The organism is Nostoc sp. FACHB-110 (genome assembly GCF_014697425.1).
Classification (GTDB): domain Bacteria; phylum Cyanobacteriota; class Cyanobacteriia; order Cyanobacteriales; family Nostocaceae; genus Nostoc_B.
In genome coordinates this window covers 18,427-33,355 of record NZ_JACJRU010000054.1, presented here as the reverse complement: position 1 = coordinate 33,355, position 14,929 = coordinate 18,427, and the positions used below count along the sequence as shown (strand labels likewise).

19 protein-coding genes are annotated in these 14,929 nt (G+C 40.8%); 9 read left to right on the top strand and 10 right to left on the bottom strand.

Annotation, left to right across the window (positions count from 1 at the left end; translation table 11 throughout):
• The 8 genes from H6G69_RS30195 to H6G69_RS30165 form a co-directional block, all read right to left on the bottom strand.
• The gene (locus H6G69_RS30195; protein WP_190692857.1) at positions 1 to 1,983 is read right to left on the bottom strand and encodes a hypothetical protein; all 1,983 of its coding nucleotides are present in this window, start codon (positions 1,981 to 1,983) and stop codon (positions 1 to 3) included.
• The gene (locus tag H6G69_RS30190) at positions 1,980 to 2,216 is read right to left on the bottom strand and encodes a hypothetical protein (RefSeq protein WP_190692855.1); all 237 of its coding nucleotides are present in this window, start codon (positions 2,214 to 2,216) and stop codon (positions 1,980 to 1,982) included. The genes H6G69_RS30195 and H6G69_RS30190 overlap by 4 nt, the downstream gene beginning before the upstream one ends.
• Complete coding sequence (locus H6G69_RS30185) at positions 2,213 to 2,878, bottom strand: hypothetical protein (protein ID WP_190692853.1); 666 nt, start codon at positions 2,876 to 2,878, stop codon at positions 2,213 to 2,215. Before H6G69_RS30185 ends, H6G69_RS30190 begins: the two co-directional genes overlap by 4 nt.
• Positions 2,871 to 3,062 carry a hypothetical protein gene (locus H6G69_RS30180; RefSeq protein WP_190692852.1) on the bottom strand — a complete coding sequence of 64 codons (192 nt, stop codon included), beginning with the start codon at positions 3,060 to 3,062 and terminating at the stop codon, positions 2,871 to 2,873. The genes H6G69_RS30185 and H6G69_RS30180 overlap by 8 nt, the downstream gene beginning before the upstream one ends.
• A 109-nt stretch (positions 3,063 to 3,171) precedes the next feature.
• Positions 3,172 to 3,294 (bottom strand): hypothetical protein, encoded by a 123-nt coding sequence (locus tag H6G69_RS34575; RefSeq protein WP_277883502.1) that lies wholly within the window; start codon positions 3,292 to 3,294, stop codon positions 3,172 to 3,174.
• A 68-nt stretch (positions 3,295 to 3,362) separates the two neighbouring features.
• Entirely contained in the window at positions 3,363 to 3,560 is a 198-nt protein-coding gene (locus H6G69_RS30175) for a hypothetical protein (protein WP_190692851.1), read from the bottom strand.
• 79 nt (positions 3,561 to 3,639) lie between these two features.
• A complete protein-coding gene (locus H6G69_RS30170; protein ID WP_190692849.1) occupies positions 3,640 to 4,323 on the bottom strand; it encodes a hypothetical protein in 684 nt (227 codons plus the stop codon).
• 3 nt (positions 4,324 to 4,326) lie between these two features.
• Positions 4,327 to 4,689, bottom strand: coding sequence for a hypothetical protein (locus H6G69_RS30165; RefSeq protein ID WP_190692847.1), 363 nt, complete (start codon positions 4,687 to 4,689; stop codon positions 4,327 to 4,329).
• A gap of 296 nt (positions 4,690 to 4,985) precedes the next feature.
• Here H6G69_RS30165 and H6G69_RS30160 point away from each other — a divergent pair, with 296 nt between their 5' ends.
• From H6G69_RS30160 to H6G69_RS30125, 9 genes are all read left to right on the top strand, one after another.
• Positions 4,986 to 5,174, top strand: coding sequence for a hypothetical protein (locus tag H6G69_RS30160; RefSeq protein ID WP_190692846.1), 189 nt, complete (start codon positions 4,986 to 4,988; stop codon positions 5,172 to 5,174).
• 46 nt (positions 5,175 to 5,220) lie between these two features.
• Positions 5,221 to 5,397 carry a DUF6888 family protein gene (locus tag H6G69_RS34900; RefSeq protein ID WP_397327040.1) on the top strand — a complete coding sequence of 59 codons (177 nt, stop codon included), beginning with the start codon at positions 5,221 to 5,223 and terminating at the stop codon, positions 5,395 to 5,397.
• Positions 5,394 to 5,570 (top strand): DUF6887 family protein, encoded by a 177-nt coding sequence (locus H6G69_RS30155; protein WP_190692844.1) that lies wholly within the window; start codon positions 5,394 to 5,396, stop codon positions 5,568 to 5,570. The genes H6G69_RS34900 and H6G69_RS30155 overlap by 4 nt, the downstream gene beginning before the upstream one ends.
• A 214-nt stretch (positions 5,571 to 5,784) precedes the next feature.
• Positions 5,785 to 6,405, top strand: a complete 621-nt coding sequence (locus H6G69_RS30150; protein WP_190692842.1) for a Uma2 family endonuclease — start codon at positions 5,785 to 5,787, stop codon at positions 6,403 to 6,405.
• A gap of 162 nt (positions 6,406 to 6,567) precedes the next feature.
• On the top strand, positions 6,568 to 7,242 hold the full coding sequence (locus H6G69_RS30145; protein WP_190692840.1) for a Uma2 family endonuclease: 675 nt from the start codon (positions 6,568 to 6,570) through the stop codon (positions 7,240 to 7,242).
• Positions 7,243 to 7,386: 144 nt separating this feature from the next.
• The gene (locus H6G69_RS30140) at positions 7,387 to 7,662 is read left to right on the top strand and encodes a hypothetical protein (protein ID WP_190692838.1); all 276 of its coding nucleotides are present in this window, start codon (positions 7,387 to 7,389) and stop codon (positions 7,660 to 7,662) included.
• A 472-nt stretch (positions 7,663 to 8,134) separates the two neighbouring features.
• A complete protein-coding gene (locus H6G69_RS30135; protein WP_190692836.1) occupies positions 8,135 to 8,356 on the top strand; it encodes a hypothetical protein in 222 nt (73 codons plus the stop codon).
• Positions 8,349 to 12,110 carry a plasmid replication protein, CyRepA1 family gene (locus tag H6G69_RS30130; protein ID WP_190692834.1) on the top strand — a complete coding sequence of 1,254 codons (3,762 nt, stop codon included), beginning with the start codon at positions 8,349 to 8,351 and terminating at the stop codon, positions 12,108 to 12,110. Before H6G69_RS30135 ends, H6G69_RS30130 begins: the two co-directional genes overlap by 8 nt.
• A 677-nt stretch (positions 12,111 to 12,787) precedes the next feature.
• Positions 12,788 to 12,958 (top strand): hypothetical protein, encoded by a 171-nt coding sequence (locus H6G69_RS30125; RefSeq protein WP_190692833.1) that lies wholly within the window; start codon positions 12,788 to 12,790, stop codon positions 12,956 to 12,958.
• A gap of 285 nt (positions 12,959 to 13,243) precedes the next feature.
• Here the strand turns inward: H6G69_RS30125 and H6G69_RS30120 are convergent, their stop codons facing one another.
• Together H6G69_RS30120 and H6G69_RS30115 are read right to left on the bottom strand one after the other, a co-directional pair.
• On the bottom strand, positions 13,244 to 13,549 hold the full coding sequence (locus H6G69_RS30120) for an RNA polymerase sigma factor (protein ID WP_190692831.1): 306 nt from the start codon (positions 13,547 to 13,549) through the stop codon (positions 13,244 to 13,246).
• A gap of 8 nt (positions 13,550 to 13,557) precedes the next feature.
• The gene (locus tag H6G69_RS30115; protein ID WP_190692829.1) at positions 13,558 to 14,604 is read right to left on the bottom strand and encodes a caspase family protein; all 1,047 of its coding nucleotides are present in this window, start codon (positions 14,602 to 14,604) and stop codon (positions 13,558 to 13,560) included.
• Positions 14,605 to 14,929 lie beyond the last annotated feature (325 nt).

The following is a 14,929-nucleotide window of genomic DNA, read 5'->3' as shown; positions in this document are numbered from 1 at the left end:
TTAATCCCTCAGCCAGTTTTTACCGCAATCAAGACACTGTAACCTCTGCTTACCCTGAGATCGCCCATTCTTTTTGAAGTTTTGACTTTGGCATTGGGGACAAACCAAGGGTACATCAATTAAAAGATTCTTCCTAATAACTGCAATCTGGGCTAGTGATTCTTGATAGCCAGCTAAATCAATATCAATTCCATCGAAGTAAGGCAACTGGTAAAACACAGGTGAACGGTCAGCCGTCACCATTGCAATTCTGAATTCTCTGGCGGTATCACAGATAATTTCATTCTGTTCTTCCATCTCCAACTCTATTTGCTCCAGTGTGGCCAATGCTTTTTCTACTGCCGATTTACTGTAAAAGCGATCGCCATACTGGGTGAGAAATGTTCTAATACTCACAGGGTCGATGTAGACATTGGTTAACATCTTTTGATCATCAATGGTTAACCCTTTGGTAGTGCTGACCATACCAGATTGACCCATAATAATGACACCCATATTTATGTGGCCGCCGTCTTTAAGGACTTGCTTAAACTGCTTGCCGCCATCATTCCCAACAGTATCAATAGCGTTATCAAACTCGTCACAAACCCAGATATAACCTACCGAATCTTTGTAATTTGAGTTCGTAGAAGACTTACGAAATTGGTATTCATCAGCCAAACCTTGAAAGCCTCTACCAGCACTCTGCCATCGTAAACAAAAGTCCAAATCTGTGGAATTTTTCACGCTAATTCCTGCCAATGAATTACAGAATGCAATTTCTGTAAAGTCGAGTTTTTTACCATTGGGAGTATTGCCAGTGAGAAACCCACGCTTAAATATATGACTCATCAAAACTAAGACTGTAGGAGTTTTACCCGCGCCTGGCTCCCCAACAATTCGCCATCTAATCGGCTGACTTAATAGGTAATTGATAAAGTCTTGCTGGCTGCGATACAAACTACCTTTATCAGCTTTTCTGGCTGGTCTATCCTTGCGAAACTTCACCACAAGGCAATCAGTCACAGCTAGTTTTTTGGCAGACTCAACGCTGTAAATTCCTAAATTTCTGGTTATCTCTGGTGAGCAATCTTTGATTAATTTAGCGATCGCTTCTGGTGACATGGTGCGGCTATACCCATAACCAGCCGTTACTACTGAGTCAGTTTCTTCTATGCCTGTGACTTTCAAAGGTATTTGCTTTTGAAACCATAACCAAGAGGCGATCGCGTTTGCTATCCGTCCGTTGGCATCAAAACCAAATTCACCATAAACGGGTTCTAATAGATCCCCTTGCAGTTCTCGTTGCAGTTGGGCTATACGCTCGTTAAGTAGTTCGATTTGCTCTAGATAGTTTTGACGCTCAGAGGTGATCGCCTTGCTGACCTCATCTAAATTTTGGTTGTAGCCAGATGCTAAAGACTTAATAATTTCAGCTTTGGAAGCATGACCATGAGCCACCTTTTCACTCCAGTTTTGCAACCGTCTAAACAACTGCATTGCTTCAGTGGTAATTGAATCATGCTCAGAGTAAATCTTCTCTAACTCAGTTTGTTTGGCCAGTTGAAAGCGTTTGTTAGCTTCCGCGTCTACTGCTGATTTAAAGTTAAATTCCCATTGCTCAATCTCAGATTCTAAATACTCAATTTTTTGTTTATCTTTCTGGGATTGGGTAAAAATTTGAGTCAGTTTAGCTTGGTATTCATCCAATTTAGAATTTAGATGAGCAACCATTACACTATTCTCAATCTTGGTATGACCCAACGAATTGATAGTATTTCTGGCTTCCTTTAACTCATCTTTCAAGGCTGACAATTCGCTATTAAGCTTGGCTGTTTTAGCTTTGGAAGCCTCATATTTATTAATTACACTGTGAAGGTTATCGCTGGCACTTCTGGCAACCTTAGCAGCCTTTATAAGCTCTTTTTGTAGCTTGGCATCTGTGACTAAATAAGTTACAAAACCTCCGCAAATTGCACCTAAGCCAAAATATAGTTGAATCATTTAGATTGCTCCTCCGACTTTTTGAAGTAGTAAATTAAGCTACTTCCAATCTCAAAATACGTATCATAATCACTAGGGTAGCCATAACGTGAAACGTATAATTTACCTAACTCTGTTGCCCAATCTTCTGAATCACCCTCTACTTCATAATTAAGCTGATTCATTGAAGCTTTTAATGAATCAATTTCATCTGGTAATAAATTTTCCAGGTATTTGTTAGTAGTTTTCTTCATTTTTTTACCTCTATATAATCGCCTAACTGTGCTTTAAAACTGGATAATTTACCCTCAGTCTCAACAGTTTTTAGTCGCAATTCTTCGGCTTTTAATTCGGCTTGCTTTAGTTTCTGGGTAAGTTCATCCTTGCTATAAACTGCAATGTTTGTATCAGTGGTAGTTTTAGCTTGACTAACATCAAGAGTTACTGATTTCTGGGTGGTAATTTCTTTTTGATTTAGGTAGTCAAGGTAATTACCTCTGACCTTCTCAATTTCTGTAGCGGCTTGGATACCAGCACCAAAAGCTTTGGCGTGTTTACCCACTACTGTAAATTTTTCACGGGTTAGGTCTAATGCTGCACCTGTGAGTTTTAACGCTCTGGTAGCACCTTCATAGAGTTTCATCCCTTTATCTAATTGGGCTTCTGTAGCTTGGGGTAAGTTCTCAGGAGGATTGAGGGGATCAGCAATATGATATTTGTCAGGGTGAAACGCTGGAATCATTACTGGTAGCGTTTCAGGAGTGACATTTAATAAGCCAGGGACGCGCTTATCTATGGGATTAGTAGCAGTAGCGGCGGCGGGACTGGTAGTGGTTGAAGTAGTCGCGCCTTTACCTCTGGCCAGTTTTTCAGCTACGGCTTGAGCAGCTGCTTTAGTAGTATCGATTTTAGCCATTGTTTAAAAACTTACGAGCGTTGATTAAGGATTGATATCGAATTTCTAGTTGGCGAAATGCTTTGTCTATGTCGCTAAATTCCCGCGCTAATTGCTCATCTAGGTCGTATTTTTCTAAAACTTCGTTGAGTTCGCTTTCATCGGTTTTAGCGTTCTCAATTTGGCGATTTAAGTCATTGTCCATGTTGGTAGGATTGAAAAATACCTGATGCTTGCTATTGCATTTCTCGAAGCTGTTAAAGCCCTCAGACAATTTGAGGGCTTTTAATGTTGAGCTTTATCTACTACTACCTCTATGGAGCGGTTGCTGTGACTGCTATGGTGTCGCTGGTTTTGGCGTAATTACAGCAAGCAATAGAAGATTGAACAGTTGCCAAAGTGATGGCAACTGTTAAAAATGCAGCTACAATTTTCATTTGAAACAATCCTTTTTTGGTTTGTGGTTGATAAGCGATCGCACTTTCTTGGTCGGAGGGGCGATCGCTTATTCATTGTTGAAACTTTCGAGGCTAGATACATCCAAGCCAGTGCTTGAGTATTGGAGAGTGTTAAAAAATTGGCTCACGTCACCCACAGTTACGTCACAGTCAAAGCGCAAAATTTTAAACTGTGGATGCTGTCTAATTTGGGCTAATAGCTGTTGTGACTGTTCAACTAGCTCTGACAATGGTTGAGTATTCATAGCTAAGAGTCCTGAAATAGTTTGAAAATCTTCTCTAGCAATCGGTTGAGTAAATCGAAGGGTAAAACCAAAGCAGCTACTAGACAATTAGTTTCTTCCCCAGTTCATCAATGATCGCGTCGATTTCTTGGTGCAAGTCGGTTTCGTCGGGGGTAACTTCTACAGGTTGTTTACCGAGGCTTGCTAAATCTTTAATCGCTCCCAAATATTCATGCTTTTGATACTGCCAGTTTTGGTTGATAGCTTCTGTTAACTCAGTTTGGCGAATAGCCAAGTTATTCAAAATCAACTGGTTTTTAACTTGAGCGATGGCATCGACGGCGGCGATTTCTTCAGTTGCCTGTTTTGCTAACTGCTCAACTAGAGATAAGCCAGTATTGGGTGTTAGGGGCTGAGTAGGATTGGTTAACTGTTGCTGTGAAGTCTGGGGTACTATAGGGGCATTTTGTGGTTTTTCTGTGGCTGTTTGTGATGCTTGCAATGTGGGGGTTTCAGCGATTTCTAAATTTTCAGCGTGTGCTGGCAATTGTGGCTGTTTTGTGGCTGGCAATGCTGGCTGAATGCCCTCTGAAATTACCTGAAATTCTGCTTCTGAAATTGCTGATATGGTTTGGTAATTGGCGGGATAACGGTCTTTCAGGTATTTGATTCTAAAGTCGTCTGTTGCCATGTGCAGTTTAGCGGCGGCGGTGACAACTGTAATTGTGTCTACTTCTGGCATAGTTGCTGTGGTTGCAGTGGCTTTTGTGGACTTACGCGCCATGATTTAAGCTCCTATGGGATAAACTTTTTGCGCTTGTTTGCGATATTCGTATTTAGAAAATTCGTTCTTGTGACTGGCGATATAACGCTCTACTCGCTCTTTCTTACGAAAGATGGACATTACCTTACCAACACGCGCTACACACCAAGCTTGATAAGGGGTTAAAGGGCATTGTCTATCGCGCTCAGATTCGTTGATTAGTGGGTAATCTTGGCGGTAGTCGTCAATATTCCAGTAGGCTATATTGTCCCAACTGACTAAGGTGGTACGTGATACCTCCATCAAAATTGCAAGGTCTGTTTTGGTGCTGGGATACTCCAGAAAAATGGGAGCATCAAACGTTATTCCTGTGCTGGCAAGTTTCATTATTTGGGCATCTTTGACGGTCGTTAAACGTTGACAGGCGTTGAGCAATCACTGAACAGATAAATGCTGACGCGCATTGACGGATTATTTACGCAAATACCATGCAAAGATTAGCCAACTCACTAAGAACATTGTTTTAACTGCGCTTGCTCACTCGGCTGGATAGTCGTTGTATTGGTTTTGTGTTTAAACTCTGTTCACTTTGCTGTTCTAGCTGTTAATATAGTGTCTAAGAGGTTCACCTGTCAAGCAAGAGGTTCACTAAGTAGACACAAGTGTTTTCTGGTGGATAATAGATGCTAAGTAAATTACCTAGCGTCATGCCTTCTAGTAAGCCAAAAGTACAAATTAGGTTTGAGGATGAAGATTTCCGTTATTTAGAGGATTGGGCAAAATCTGAATTTATCCCTATTACCCAGCTATGCAGGCAGCTGATTTTAAAAGCAGCAGAACAAAGGAAATTAGAACAGGAGAGGTCAACATGACCAACACGCCAGAACAGTAACAAGCCAAAACACAGGCGATCGCCTTATGGAACCGACGATAGAACAACTAAAAGCATTTTTTCGGTTATGCGTTCGAGCTAGCAATCTGCTACGGAATATAGAATTAGTGAGATTCAATACCAGAACAAGCAGAATTGTAGTTTTGATAGGGGAAACAATCGAAGTAGAAATTCTGAGTAATGGAGAGGAGATAATCGGATGAGTGAATATTTAAATTTGTCTGAAAAAGAATTGCGGGAATATGTTAAAGCAAATCCCCAAGATGAAGAAGCATTTCAGCATTTTCTGAGCATCATTAGATCGAAACCGGGACGAGTAGTAGTAAATAATGATGAGCAACTTGAGGCAGAACTGAAAAAGCGGTTGGCATCGTGAAGGCTCGACCGAGCAACTATGGTGAACAGTAATGGCTCCCATAACCCTTAGTACAAGCCCATGTAACTAATTGTTAGGCACATTATTTCGTACTTTTTCTTTCTTCCGTAAACCATTGTGAAGTCAGGAGATTGCCAAAATAATTGAAGCGGGAATATGAAATAGGAGAACGAAAAGACGGCATGAGCGAAACGACTACTGAAGGCAATAAATTATGACTCAAGCCTTACGTAAACTAGTAACCTTTGAAGATTTTGCAGCGTGGCGGCCCGAAGGCGGAAGATACGAATTACATGATGGCGTAATTGTTGAAATGGCACAACCAGTGGGAGATCATGAAGACGTTGTTGGTTTTATAGCAAGAAAACTAACAGTAGAATTTGACCGATTAAATTTACCTTACATAATCCCCAAAACTGCGCTTGTTAAACCAACTCAGTCAGAATCTGCCTACTCCCCAGATGTCCTATTACTCAATCGCCCTAATTTAGTGAATGAGCCGCTATGGAAAAAAGAATCAACTGTAAGCCAAGCAGCATCAATTCCCTTAGTAGTTGAGGTAGTTAGTACCAACTGGGATGATGACTACTACACAAAACAGGGTAAGTATGAAAGTATTGGAATTCCTGAATACTGGGTTGTAGATTATCTCGGTCTAGGCGCTAAAAAGTTCACTGGCAACCCCAAACAGCCTACTATATCTATCTATGTATTAATCGATGCTGAATACCAAGTTACTCAATTTAGAGGCAGCGATCGCATTGTCTCGCCTGCTTTCCCGGAATTGAATTTAACCGCCAAGCAGATTTTTCAAGCCACCAGTCTCACATCATGACAATACAACGACTACTGATTGAATGGGCGGATGTTCTAAACTTCCGGATTATGCCGGCGCTGGAACCTGAAGCTAAAAGATGGTTGCTAGTTCAAAGATGTAACCAAGGCATTAAATCAGTAAAAGAGATTTTGTAAAGCCTTAACCAAAAGAGGTAGATGAATGGTTCAGTCGCTACCAACTACTGTTACTGTTGACCAGTTTCTAGACTGGTATCCTGCTAATTCAACACAGTTACGTTACGAACTGCATAATGGATTTATCAAGCAAATGCCACCACCAACAGGTGATCATGAATTACTGATTGCATTCTTAATCAAGCAAATTCTGCTGGAGTGCGCCCGTCTTTCAAAGCCCTATGACATTCCTAAAATGGGGTTTGTTCAATCAAATGAAGGTGAATCTGCTTTCTTGCCTGACGTACTGTTGTTGAATCGCCTCAACTTAGTCAATGAACCAAAATGGAGAAATAAATCAACAGTTAGTCAGTCATCATCAATCCCATTAGTTATAGAAGTTGTCAGCACGGCAGTTGCTTCAAGCCGGGAAACCCGTCCAACGCACTGCCTCACAAACTGGCGTGATGACTACTTCACCAAGCTTGGTCAGTATGAAGCTATTGGCATCCCTGAATACTGGATTGTAGATTATGCGGCTTTGGGTGGGAAAAAATTCATTGGTAATCCTAAACAACCAACTATCTCGATTTACTCGTTAATTGAAGGGGAATACCAAGTTAAGCAATTCCGAAACGGGGAGCGCATCGAATCGCTAACTTTTCCCGACTTGGCTTTGACTGCTGAACAGATTTTTCAATCTGCCAATCCAGTAACATAGGTGCGATAACGCATTGAGGATGAGCCAATCTGTCTCCTACACTCCGTACTGCGCTTACGTTTAACAGTATGTTACTCAATCGGTTTCTTATTTTTTCTTTTATTAGTTAATTGTTCTAACCTTAAGGCGATCGCATTTTTTAACATGGTTGCATCTCAAACATTAACCAAGGAGCAGTTTTTTCAAGCAATGGCCGCAATGATATCAGCCAGAGACTGGGCAGGATATCTTAACTTTCGCCGCCAATTTCGAGAAACTTACCCTACAGGCTTTACAGCCAGTCTTAGGGATTTTCATAAATCCCTACCCCCAGAGGATTTGTCAGCTTATATCAAATACTTTGGTGATTGGGAATTAATCAACAAAAATCAACGTAGAGCTAGAAAAAAGGAGGCGGTAACTAGAGAGCGCACTTCCTAACCCCAAGGAGCGATCGCAATTCTTAATGTTACAAAGTTGAAAAATTTAACTAGATGCCAACAAGACCTGAGCAACTAATCCCGTAGAATGCAAACAGCTAAGTATAACGACATACAAATATGGCACAAAACAGCATTTTAAGAGCTTACAAGCTGGCTCATCTTCTCAAAAAAAAATTAAGTCAAACATTCAGACCCTTGAATATTTGCCGCTCAGATATGATGCGTCGGGGACTTCCTAATATTTCAACAAGTTGACGAAAAATTGATAGAAAAAAGGGTGATTCCTCGACTTTCTGGTGTGACTGCCAGTTATTGCGAAGCCACAGAGCGTTTCTCAGGCGCTCCCAAAAAGCGGATTCTCACCGCTCACCAAATAAATTTCTATATTTGACTTCAACGTAACACATAAGGCATCTTCCACCAAATACTCAGCGAGGGATTACTCCAAATTTTTAAAGGAGTGATTCAGGATGCCAATAACTCAGAACGTCACCTGTGCATCGGTGGCGATCGCTCATAAAAAATCGAAAAATTTTCTAGCTCAAAGAATATATACCTATAAATATTTTTTAATTGAGCAGCATGAGCCTCGGCTGACATATAGGCTGAAAATCCAGGATAAGAAGGAATTTCAAGAAAATTCAGTAATTTTGATGCTGGGCTACTTCCAACAGGAGGTGGCAAATGCTTAATACTCGCCCTATCCCCACTAACAGAAATAATCCTTGCCCTATCTGCTTCAACATCAAGGGGGACTGCCGGGTTTTAGCAGATGATACAGTCTTTTGTCACGGACTAGTAGATGCCCAAAAGGGAGAAAAGGCTAATGGCTATGTATGTGTAAAACCCAGCAATGGGCATACAGCCACATTCAAACTCGACAACAGCCAAGAATGGACTCAAGAACAACGCCAACAATGGATCAATGAACAAAGACGACGGCGTGAGCAATCCGAGAGGGAACAACAGCACAAATTAGCGCGACTACTACCAATAGCTGACCGAGATGAACAATACCGCAGTATTGTTGCCGCCTTACCAGTGAATCAAAAACATCGTTGTGACCTATCCTCAGAACGCGGTTTAACCGACGATGAAATTGAATTTGCGCTCGCTCAAGGTTGGATTTGTAGTTGGCATCCGGGGAAGAAAGTTAACGCTTCATCCGCACTAGCTGGGGTCATACTGGCTGATGGAGGTATACAGTTAACGGGTGTTTTTGGGATTGGGATTGCAGCTGTAAATAACAGTGGTAAAATCACAGGGTTTCAGTTAGCTAGTGACAACCGTGTAAAGTATGGCAAGTACATTTGGTTATCATCTGCCACTAGAGGCGGCAATGGGCCACACCTGCCAAGCGGTGAATTACCTGTATTTGTTTGGCGGCATCCACAAGCAAACAACATAACCGAAACTTGGTTAGTAGAAGGCTGTTTAAAATCGCTAATTACTGCCCTGAAATTGTGGTTTAGGCATGGACGCAAAGACATTCAAATCATCGGTGCTGCTGGGGCAAACTGGCTAGGTTCAATCAATACTGTCACAGAATCATTAGCCGAAGTTACCAAGATTGTTTTGTGTCCAGATGCTGGGAGTTTAAACAACCCTCTGATTTTAGGGAATTACAAAAAAATTATTCAGGAGTTGACCAGCATTGCTTACTCAGTCAGCGTTGCTTGGTGGGGTCAAATATATAAAGAAAAAAGCCCTGATATCGATGAATTAGATAACACATTCTTGTTTGATTTAATTACACCAGGGGAATTTTTCTCACTGGCTGATGAGTCACAATTACAAGATGAATCTCAGGATTGGGCTTGGCGTAAATGGCTAAAAAATCGGCGTTACACAGCCGATATTGTGCTGAATCAGCCTAAGTTTAGATTCCCGACTATTCCTGAACGTGGTGTAGTAATCGGGGTGAAATCTGGATTGGGTAGCGGCAAAACAGAAGCGTTGATTGAGTTAATTAGGTTATCTTCTAATCGTGCTTTTTTGATTGGCTACCGCAATAATTTATTACTGCAAACTGGTAATAGAGGTAGTGAAGTAGGGTTAAATATTTACCATTTACAGCAGGATGATGGTATTGCTTTGGTGGCTGATACTAATACTCATCTAGCTCTATGTTTAGACAGTATTCACCACATTGACGGTTATTTTCAAGGTGTCGATATTTATTTAGATGAGACTGTTTCTGTATTGCTTCATGCCACTAACGGGGGAACACTCAAAGAAGAACAAGGCAGAGCAATAGCTATACTTTCTAAGGCTTTACAGGAGTGCAATAGAGTTATATTACTTGATGGTAACTTGGCTGATATTTATGTGGATTTTATAGCCAAGATAGCGCAGAAGAAAGCCATCAAAATTGAAAATACTGCTGCTATTGCACCACATACTTTTAAATTTATTGTCGGCGTTGATGAAGATGGCGAAATTAAAAAACGGGATAAGTCACCATTAATTAAAGCCTTGCTTTGTGATGATGTAATACCTTGGATTGCCAGCGATTCTAAAGACTTCACAGATAGGCTTAATGAAATTCTCCGGCAAGCTGGTAAACGTGGGTACGTTTTGAACAAAGATACCTCTGGTGAAGCTTGGGCTAAAGAATTTTTAGTTAACCCAAACACATTTATTCAAAAGTACAAGCCAGAATACTTTATAATCTCTCCCACTGCTGAATCTGGGGTAAGTGTCACAGTCAAAAATTATTTTACCGATAAGTTTACTTTTTTCACTGGTGTACAAGGCACTAACAGCCAGCATCAAATGTTGTTTAGGCTCAGAGATGACAGCATCCCTCACTATGTTTTCTGTCCCGAAAAATCAACCATTAGAGACAGAAATAACCCGAAAAATTATTCCCAAAAAGCATTCTCAGAATTACTGAATGAAAAAATTCTCCTATCAGCAATACTGGCGGCTGATGGAAATACTAGCAGAATGCTGGAAATAATTGGTCAAGCGATTAGCCGTAGTAATAATGATTGGTGGGCTTTATCTTGCCAGCTAGGTGCGCTCGATAATATCGAGATGAATAACCTGCGAAAATGTTTGATTTATGCCCTCAAAGAAACAGGGCATAGTGTTGAGGTTTGTGAGTGGGATAGCGATAATGAAGCTCAAGCTATAGAAAAAGCAGCCAAGGAAGTTGTCATCATGCGCTACGCTTTAGAACTTCATCAGGCAGTTGAGTTTAATTCATTAGAAGAAGCTAATCAAGTCGCCAAAAGTAATCCTCCTAAGTCAGTTCAACGCCGAATTGAAAAGACACGTTTACTTGATAGAATTCCCGGAATTAAAGAATCCTCTGTATGGGATGTCAACTTTATTGCTGACTACTATTTGAAAGACAAAGAATTTATCAGCAAACAACAGAGATTTTATTTACTAAATAACTTGGAAATTTCCAAAAAACGTAGTGAGGTTAACTGGTATTATTTAGCGACTAACCAAAATTTCTTTTTATCTCAAGCCAAGGGTGATAGCCATTTAAAAATTTGGGCATTACAACAGCTAAATATTCTTCAGTTTTTAGATGGGGAGTTTCACAAAAATTCTCCGGCAGTGGTTAATCTAATTAATACAGTCAGAAACAGAGATGATATTGCCTTAGCTCTCAACACTGTACCGAAACCAGAAACCGCGTCAAAAAAAGAGAACATCGAGTTTTTGCGCTTCTTACTCGATAGCATAGGCATTAAGTTAACCAAACCCACCAGAAAGCTGGTCGAGGGAGTACGTGAGCGTGTCTACTGTGTCGATAAACAAGCAATGCAAATCCCTGTCAGGGTACAAGTCTTGCAAGCTCTCGCGCGAAAATTTGATAATTATTTAGAATCATCAGCAGTGGCTAAGGTTGACTGGGAGCAAGTGGCGATAGTTGAGGTAGGAGAAGTTACTGTGACTGATAAGGCGGCGACAATAGAAGACGAAACTCAACACCAGCCAGCAGTAATAGCTCAACAGCCAACACTCAATAGTCAGCAGTGCGACATAGCACAAGAAAAAGCAACGACCCACCAAGTGGCAGTGGATGAGGAAATCAGCATACTGCCCACACTGCAAGATGGATTAACCGCAGCAGCAAAAGTTATTAGTCATCAGTCAACAGTTAACACTCAACAGTTAACAACAGTTGAATCATTGCCACAAGTCAAAAGGGATGAGATTGACACTCATAATCTAGAGTCAACTGAACAAGCTCAAACACAATCACAGTGGACTGGGTTAAAACTGCGATTGCGGCAAGGGCTAGAGGTGACGGGTTTAATCTGGGGTAACTTATATCGAGAATTTTTTGAGAAATTTGGACAGGCGATCGGCATAGCAGAGGGTGAACCAATTTTCAATCACTACCATGATTGCTGGCATATCCCGATGATTTTTTCTACTGGATTCAGATCGGTTCCCCATGAATGGCTAGAGATAGTCACTTGAATTGATCATGACTTATAAACTCCCCTAACCCACTAGTGTTAGTGGATTTTTAAGTGTGTTTTTAGTAACAAATATTACTTAAAAACTGGACGGCCAAAAGTACAAAAAACCTCCATTTTTAGCTTTTTGGCCGTCCAGAAACAAGGTCAATCTCAAAATATAGAGATTTCATGACTTTTTCTTGGACGGCCAAAAGTACATAAAACCCCATTTTTTGGCTTTTTGGCCGTCCATGATTTTTGAAAATTTTCTCTTGAAAGCCTTATCCCAACTAAGTTTAAGCCACTTTTTTACCTAATTTTTATTCTCAATAAGCTTGGGTCTTATTGAGAACGCATAATACCGCGATGTTACACACATACTGCAAAAAATCCTTTTTAGTTTATTTATTGTCAGTAATTGAGGCTTATTGATAATAAATGTGCTTGAAAGCCTTGATATTACGTACTTTTTTGCTCAATTACCTAAAAACTGCCATTTTTGTACTTAATCAAGTTTTGTGCTAATGATTACTGTTGATAAGCGTATGATTGGGGAGGGGCTGACGATGTGCTTCAGAATTGCTGTGGGATGTCTTAAAATAACCGTACCTACTACGCTTATTTTGCCTTTTTTGCATTTGGGCGATTTGACTTTCAAGCCAGAAATACAGGGATTGAGAGCATTATATTGATAAGGTGGCAATTATTACCGAGCTAAAACTGAATTTCGCCTTAACTTCTGTTTTTGTCTTTTTTGAAAAAGATAGCATGGGTGGCGATCACTCTCATCACGCCATCACCATCACTAAACTTTTTTCTTTAGAATTGTCTGTGGACATCTCGCGCTATGAGCATATCGCTTGTTAACTAAGTTCTATGCTTTGAGACTTTGAACCTTAAAGGAATGCAGCGTCTTTATTTGGTAAGGTATGCGTTCGCCTCTTGCTGGTCTGTGTCAAAAATTTTAGAATTTGTCCGAGGCTCTTGAAGCGATTAAGCCGTCTAGACTTAGTTTTCCACAGAACCAAAGCAGGAATAATACTTTCAAAGTGTAGTGAAGAAGCAAGAGGGGTGCGTTCACGCTCACGTAAGGTTGTTGGAATATCTAAAGCAAAACTAGGAGATATCAGCACAGCATCAGTCAAAGTAAAGCTACTGCCTAACCATCTGTAAAAGAGCTTCTCGTAGTTCCTCTAATGCTCGCTCTCCTCGTTTACGGAGTGTAGCGACTTTGACATTTTTTCCTTGTGCGGCATAACGGCTAGAGACTTCGTTCCAAGATAACTCTTCTATAATACGAAGCTCCAAAAGCTCTCGTTTATCTTCAGGCAGCTTACTCATAACTTCTCGAATTTGCTGCCATCTATCTTCGTTTTCATCTTCTGTGCTAGTTTCACTAGCAGCTATCACTGCTTGAAGTAAAGAAGGGTTGGTTTCAAACGTGGAAGGGTCGTGCAAATTGACCCTTATAGATGTTGCAATGCCGACTCAATTTTCTCTAGTTCATTACTAAGATGCGCCAGTTTTGCTTCTTCATCAAGCAATTGCTGTTCTAATTGAAACTTAACTGCGGTTCCAGCCTCAATCGCCAAATCTGCCCGCATCCTTTTAATTTTTTGGCTGCGGATGCCCCATTCTGTTTGAAGTACATCTAGTTTCTGCTGTAGTCGCCGTTGCTGTCCAGTAGTTAAGCTACTAGAAATTGGACTACTTTCAATAGTTGCTACTTCACCAGGCAAGAATTTACTCCCACCTGCGTAATAGCAAAGGGGGAAGTTATCACCCAAATCCAGCACTTTATTCACAAACGGGTGCTGCGGCCCCGAAGCCCTTTTTGGTACTTGGTCAAATAAATACACTAAAATATCAAGAATTCGAGCATAGCTATCTTTATTGACTGCTGCTTTCCCTTGCAAGGCTTCCAGCAAGCAATCGGTAAAAGCACTATAAGGCTGACCCGTGTAAGAATATTCATCTTCCCTGGACGAAGCAACCACAACTCTACCGCTTCCCGTTTCCAGCACATTTAATAATTCTGGCGGTAAAGGTGATTTTACAAAGGTTTCCCCAGGTTCCTTCAAAGCTGGAACACCCCCAGCATGACAACAATCTAATAAAACTACCAGTTTCCGCACTATAATTGCTTCAATTTTTTGGGTAAATTCTAAACCTGATATAGCAGTATTTGTTCGTTGGCTGGGGTCGTAACCATAAGGTACAAGGAAGTATTCATTGGTGCGCTTGATGCGTCCACCGTGACCAGAGTAGTAAATGATAACAGTTGCATCAGGGTTTTGATTTACTTCGGAGATAATTTGGTCAAAAGCTGCAAGGATATTTTGCCGAGTTGCTGCGGTTTCGGTTAGCAGCGTCACCTGTGCTGGCGGATAGGCAGCGCAATTGGGATCAATCAGTACATCTTTTAGAGCAGTTGCATCTTTGACAGTAACAGGTAAATCTGCACCTACGCCAATGAGTAATGCATAACCTTTAGTAAAAGTTGCGTTTGTCATGCCCTGTTTTGTGGTGGTGTTGAAAACCTAGCTGTCGTTAGACATCGCCCTTTATACTCTATATCTTATGTCGAACTGCGCTCGCCTTTGAATATCTTGTCAGGAAGTGTGTAAACGTGAAGCGGCTTAACTTTCACAACAATAATCTGTGTAGCGGCCGTCTTAAAATTCAAGCGTTCGCAAATCACAGCAAATTATTTTAGATACTATAGTTGAGTTAGACAAATCTTTGGCCTCTTGCAACCTACCAAGCTATCCGACTCTGTTTTATATTCCGATAGAGTCACCTCTCTGTCCGTAACAGATCTACACTCCCTAATCTAGT

What these genes read in the sequence shown, in the direction of transcription:
- H6G69_RS30195 (WP_190692857.1), bottom strand. Translation starts at nt 1,983, where the DNA reads ATGATTCAACTATATTTTGGCTTAGGTGCAATTTGCGGAGGTTTTGTA.
- H6G69_RS30190 (WP_190692855.1), bottom strand. Translation starts at nt 2,216, where the DNA reads ATGAAGAAAACTACTAACAAATACCTGGAAAATTTATTACCAGATGAA.
- H6G69_RS30185 (WP_190692853.1), bottom strand. Translation starts at nt 2,878, where the DNA reads ATGGCTAAAATCGATACTACTAAAGCAGCTGCTCAAGCCGTAGCTGAA.
- H6G69_RS30180 (WP_190692852.1), bottom strand. Translation starts at nt 3,062, where the DNA reads ATGGACAATGACTTAAATCGCCAAATTGAGAACGCTAAAACCGATGAA.
- H6G69_RS34575 (WP_277883502.1), bottom strand. Translation starts at nt 3,294, where the DNA reads ATGAAAATTGTAGCTGCATTTTTAACAGTTGCCATCACTTTGGCAACT.
- H6G69_RS30175 (WP_190692851.1), bottom strand. Translation starts at nt 3,560, where the DNA reads ATGAATACTCAACCATTGTCAGAGCTAGTTGAACAGTCACAACAGCTA.
- H6G69_RS30170 (WP_190692849.1), bottom strand. Translation starts at nt 4,323, where the DNA reads ATGGCGCGTAAGTCCACAAAAGCCACTGCAACCACAGCAACTATGCCA.
- H6G69_RS30165 (WP_190692847.1), bottom strand. Translation starts at nt 4,689, where the DNA reads ATGAAACTTGCCAGCACAGGAATAACGTTTGATGCTCCCATTTTTCTG.
- H6G69_RS30160 (WP_190692846.1), top strand. Translation starts at nt 4,986, where the DNA reads ATGCTAAGTAAATTACCTAGCGTCATGCCTTCTAGTAAGCCAAAAGTA.
- H6G69_RS34900 (WP_397327040.1), top strand. Translation starts at nt 5,221, where the DNA reads ATGGAACCGACGATAGAACAACTAAAAGCATTTTTTCGGTTATGCGTT.
- H6G69_RS30155 (WP_190692844.1), top strand. Translation starts at nt 5,394, where the DNA reads ATGAGTGAATATTTAAATTTGTCTGAAAAAGAATTGCGGGAATATGTT.
- H6G69_RS30150 (WP_190692842.1), top strand. Translation starts at nt 5,785, where the DNA reads ATGACTCAAGCCTTACGTAAACTAGTAACCTTTGAAGATTTTGCAGCG.
- H6G69_RS30145 (WP_190692840.1), top strand. Translation starts at nt 6,568, where the DNA reads ATGGTTCAGTCGCTACCAACTACTGTTACTGTTGACCAGTTTCTAGAC.
- H6G69_RS30140 (WP_190692838.1), top strand. Translation starts at nt 7,387, where the DNA reads ATGGTTGCATCTCAAACATTAACCAAGGAGCAGTTTTTTCAAGCAATG.
- H6G69_RS30135 (WP_190692836.1), top strand. Translation starts at nt 8,135, where the DNA reads ATGCCAATAACTCAGAACGTCACCTGTGCATCGGTGGCGATCGCTCAT.
- H6G69_RS30130 (WP_190692834.1), top strand. Translation starts at nt 8,349, where the DNA reads ATGCTTAATACTCGCCCTATCCCCACTAACAGAAATAATCCTTGCCCT.
- H6G69_RS30115 (WP_190692829.1), bottom strand. Translation starts at nt 14,604, where the DNA reads ATGACAAACGCAACTTTTACTAAAGGTTATGCATTACTCATTGGCGTA.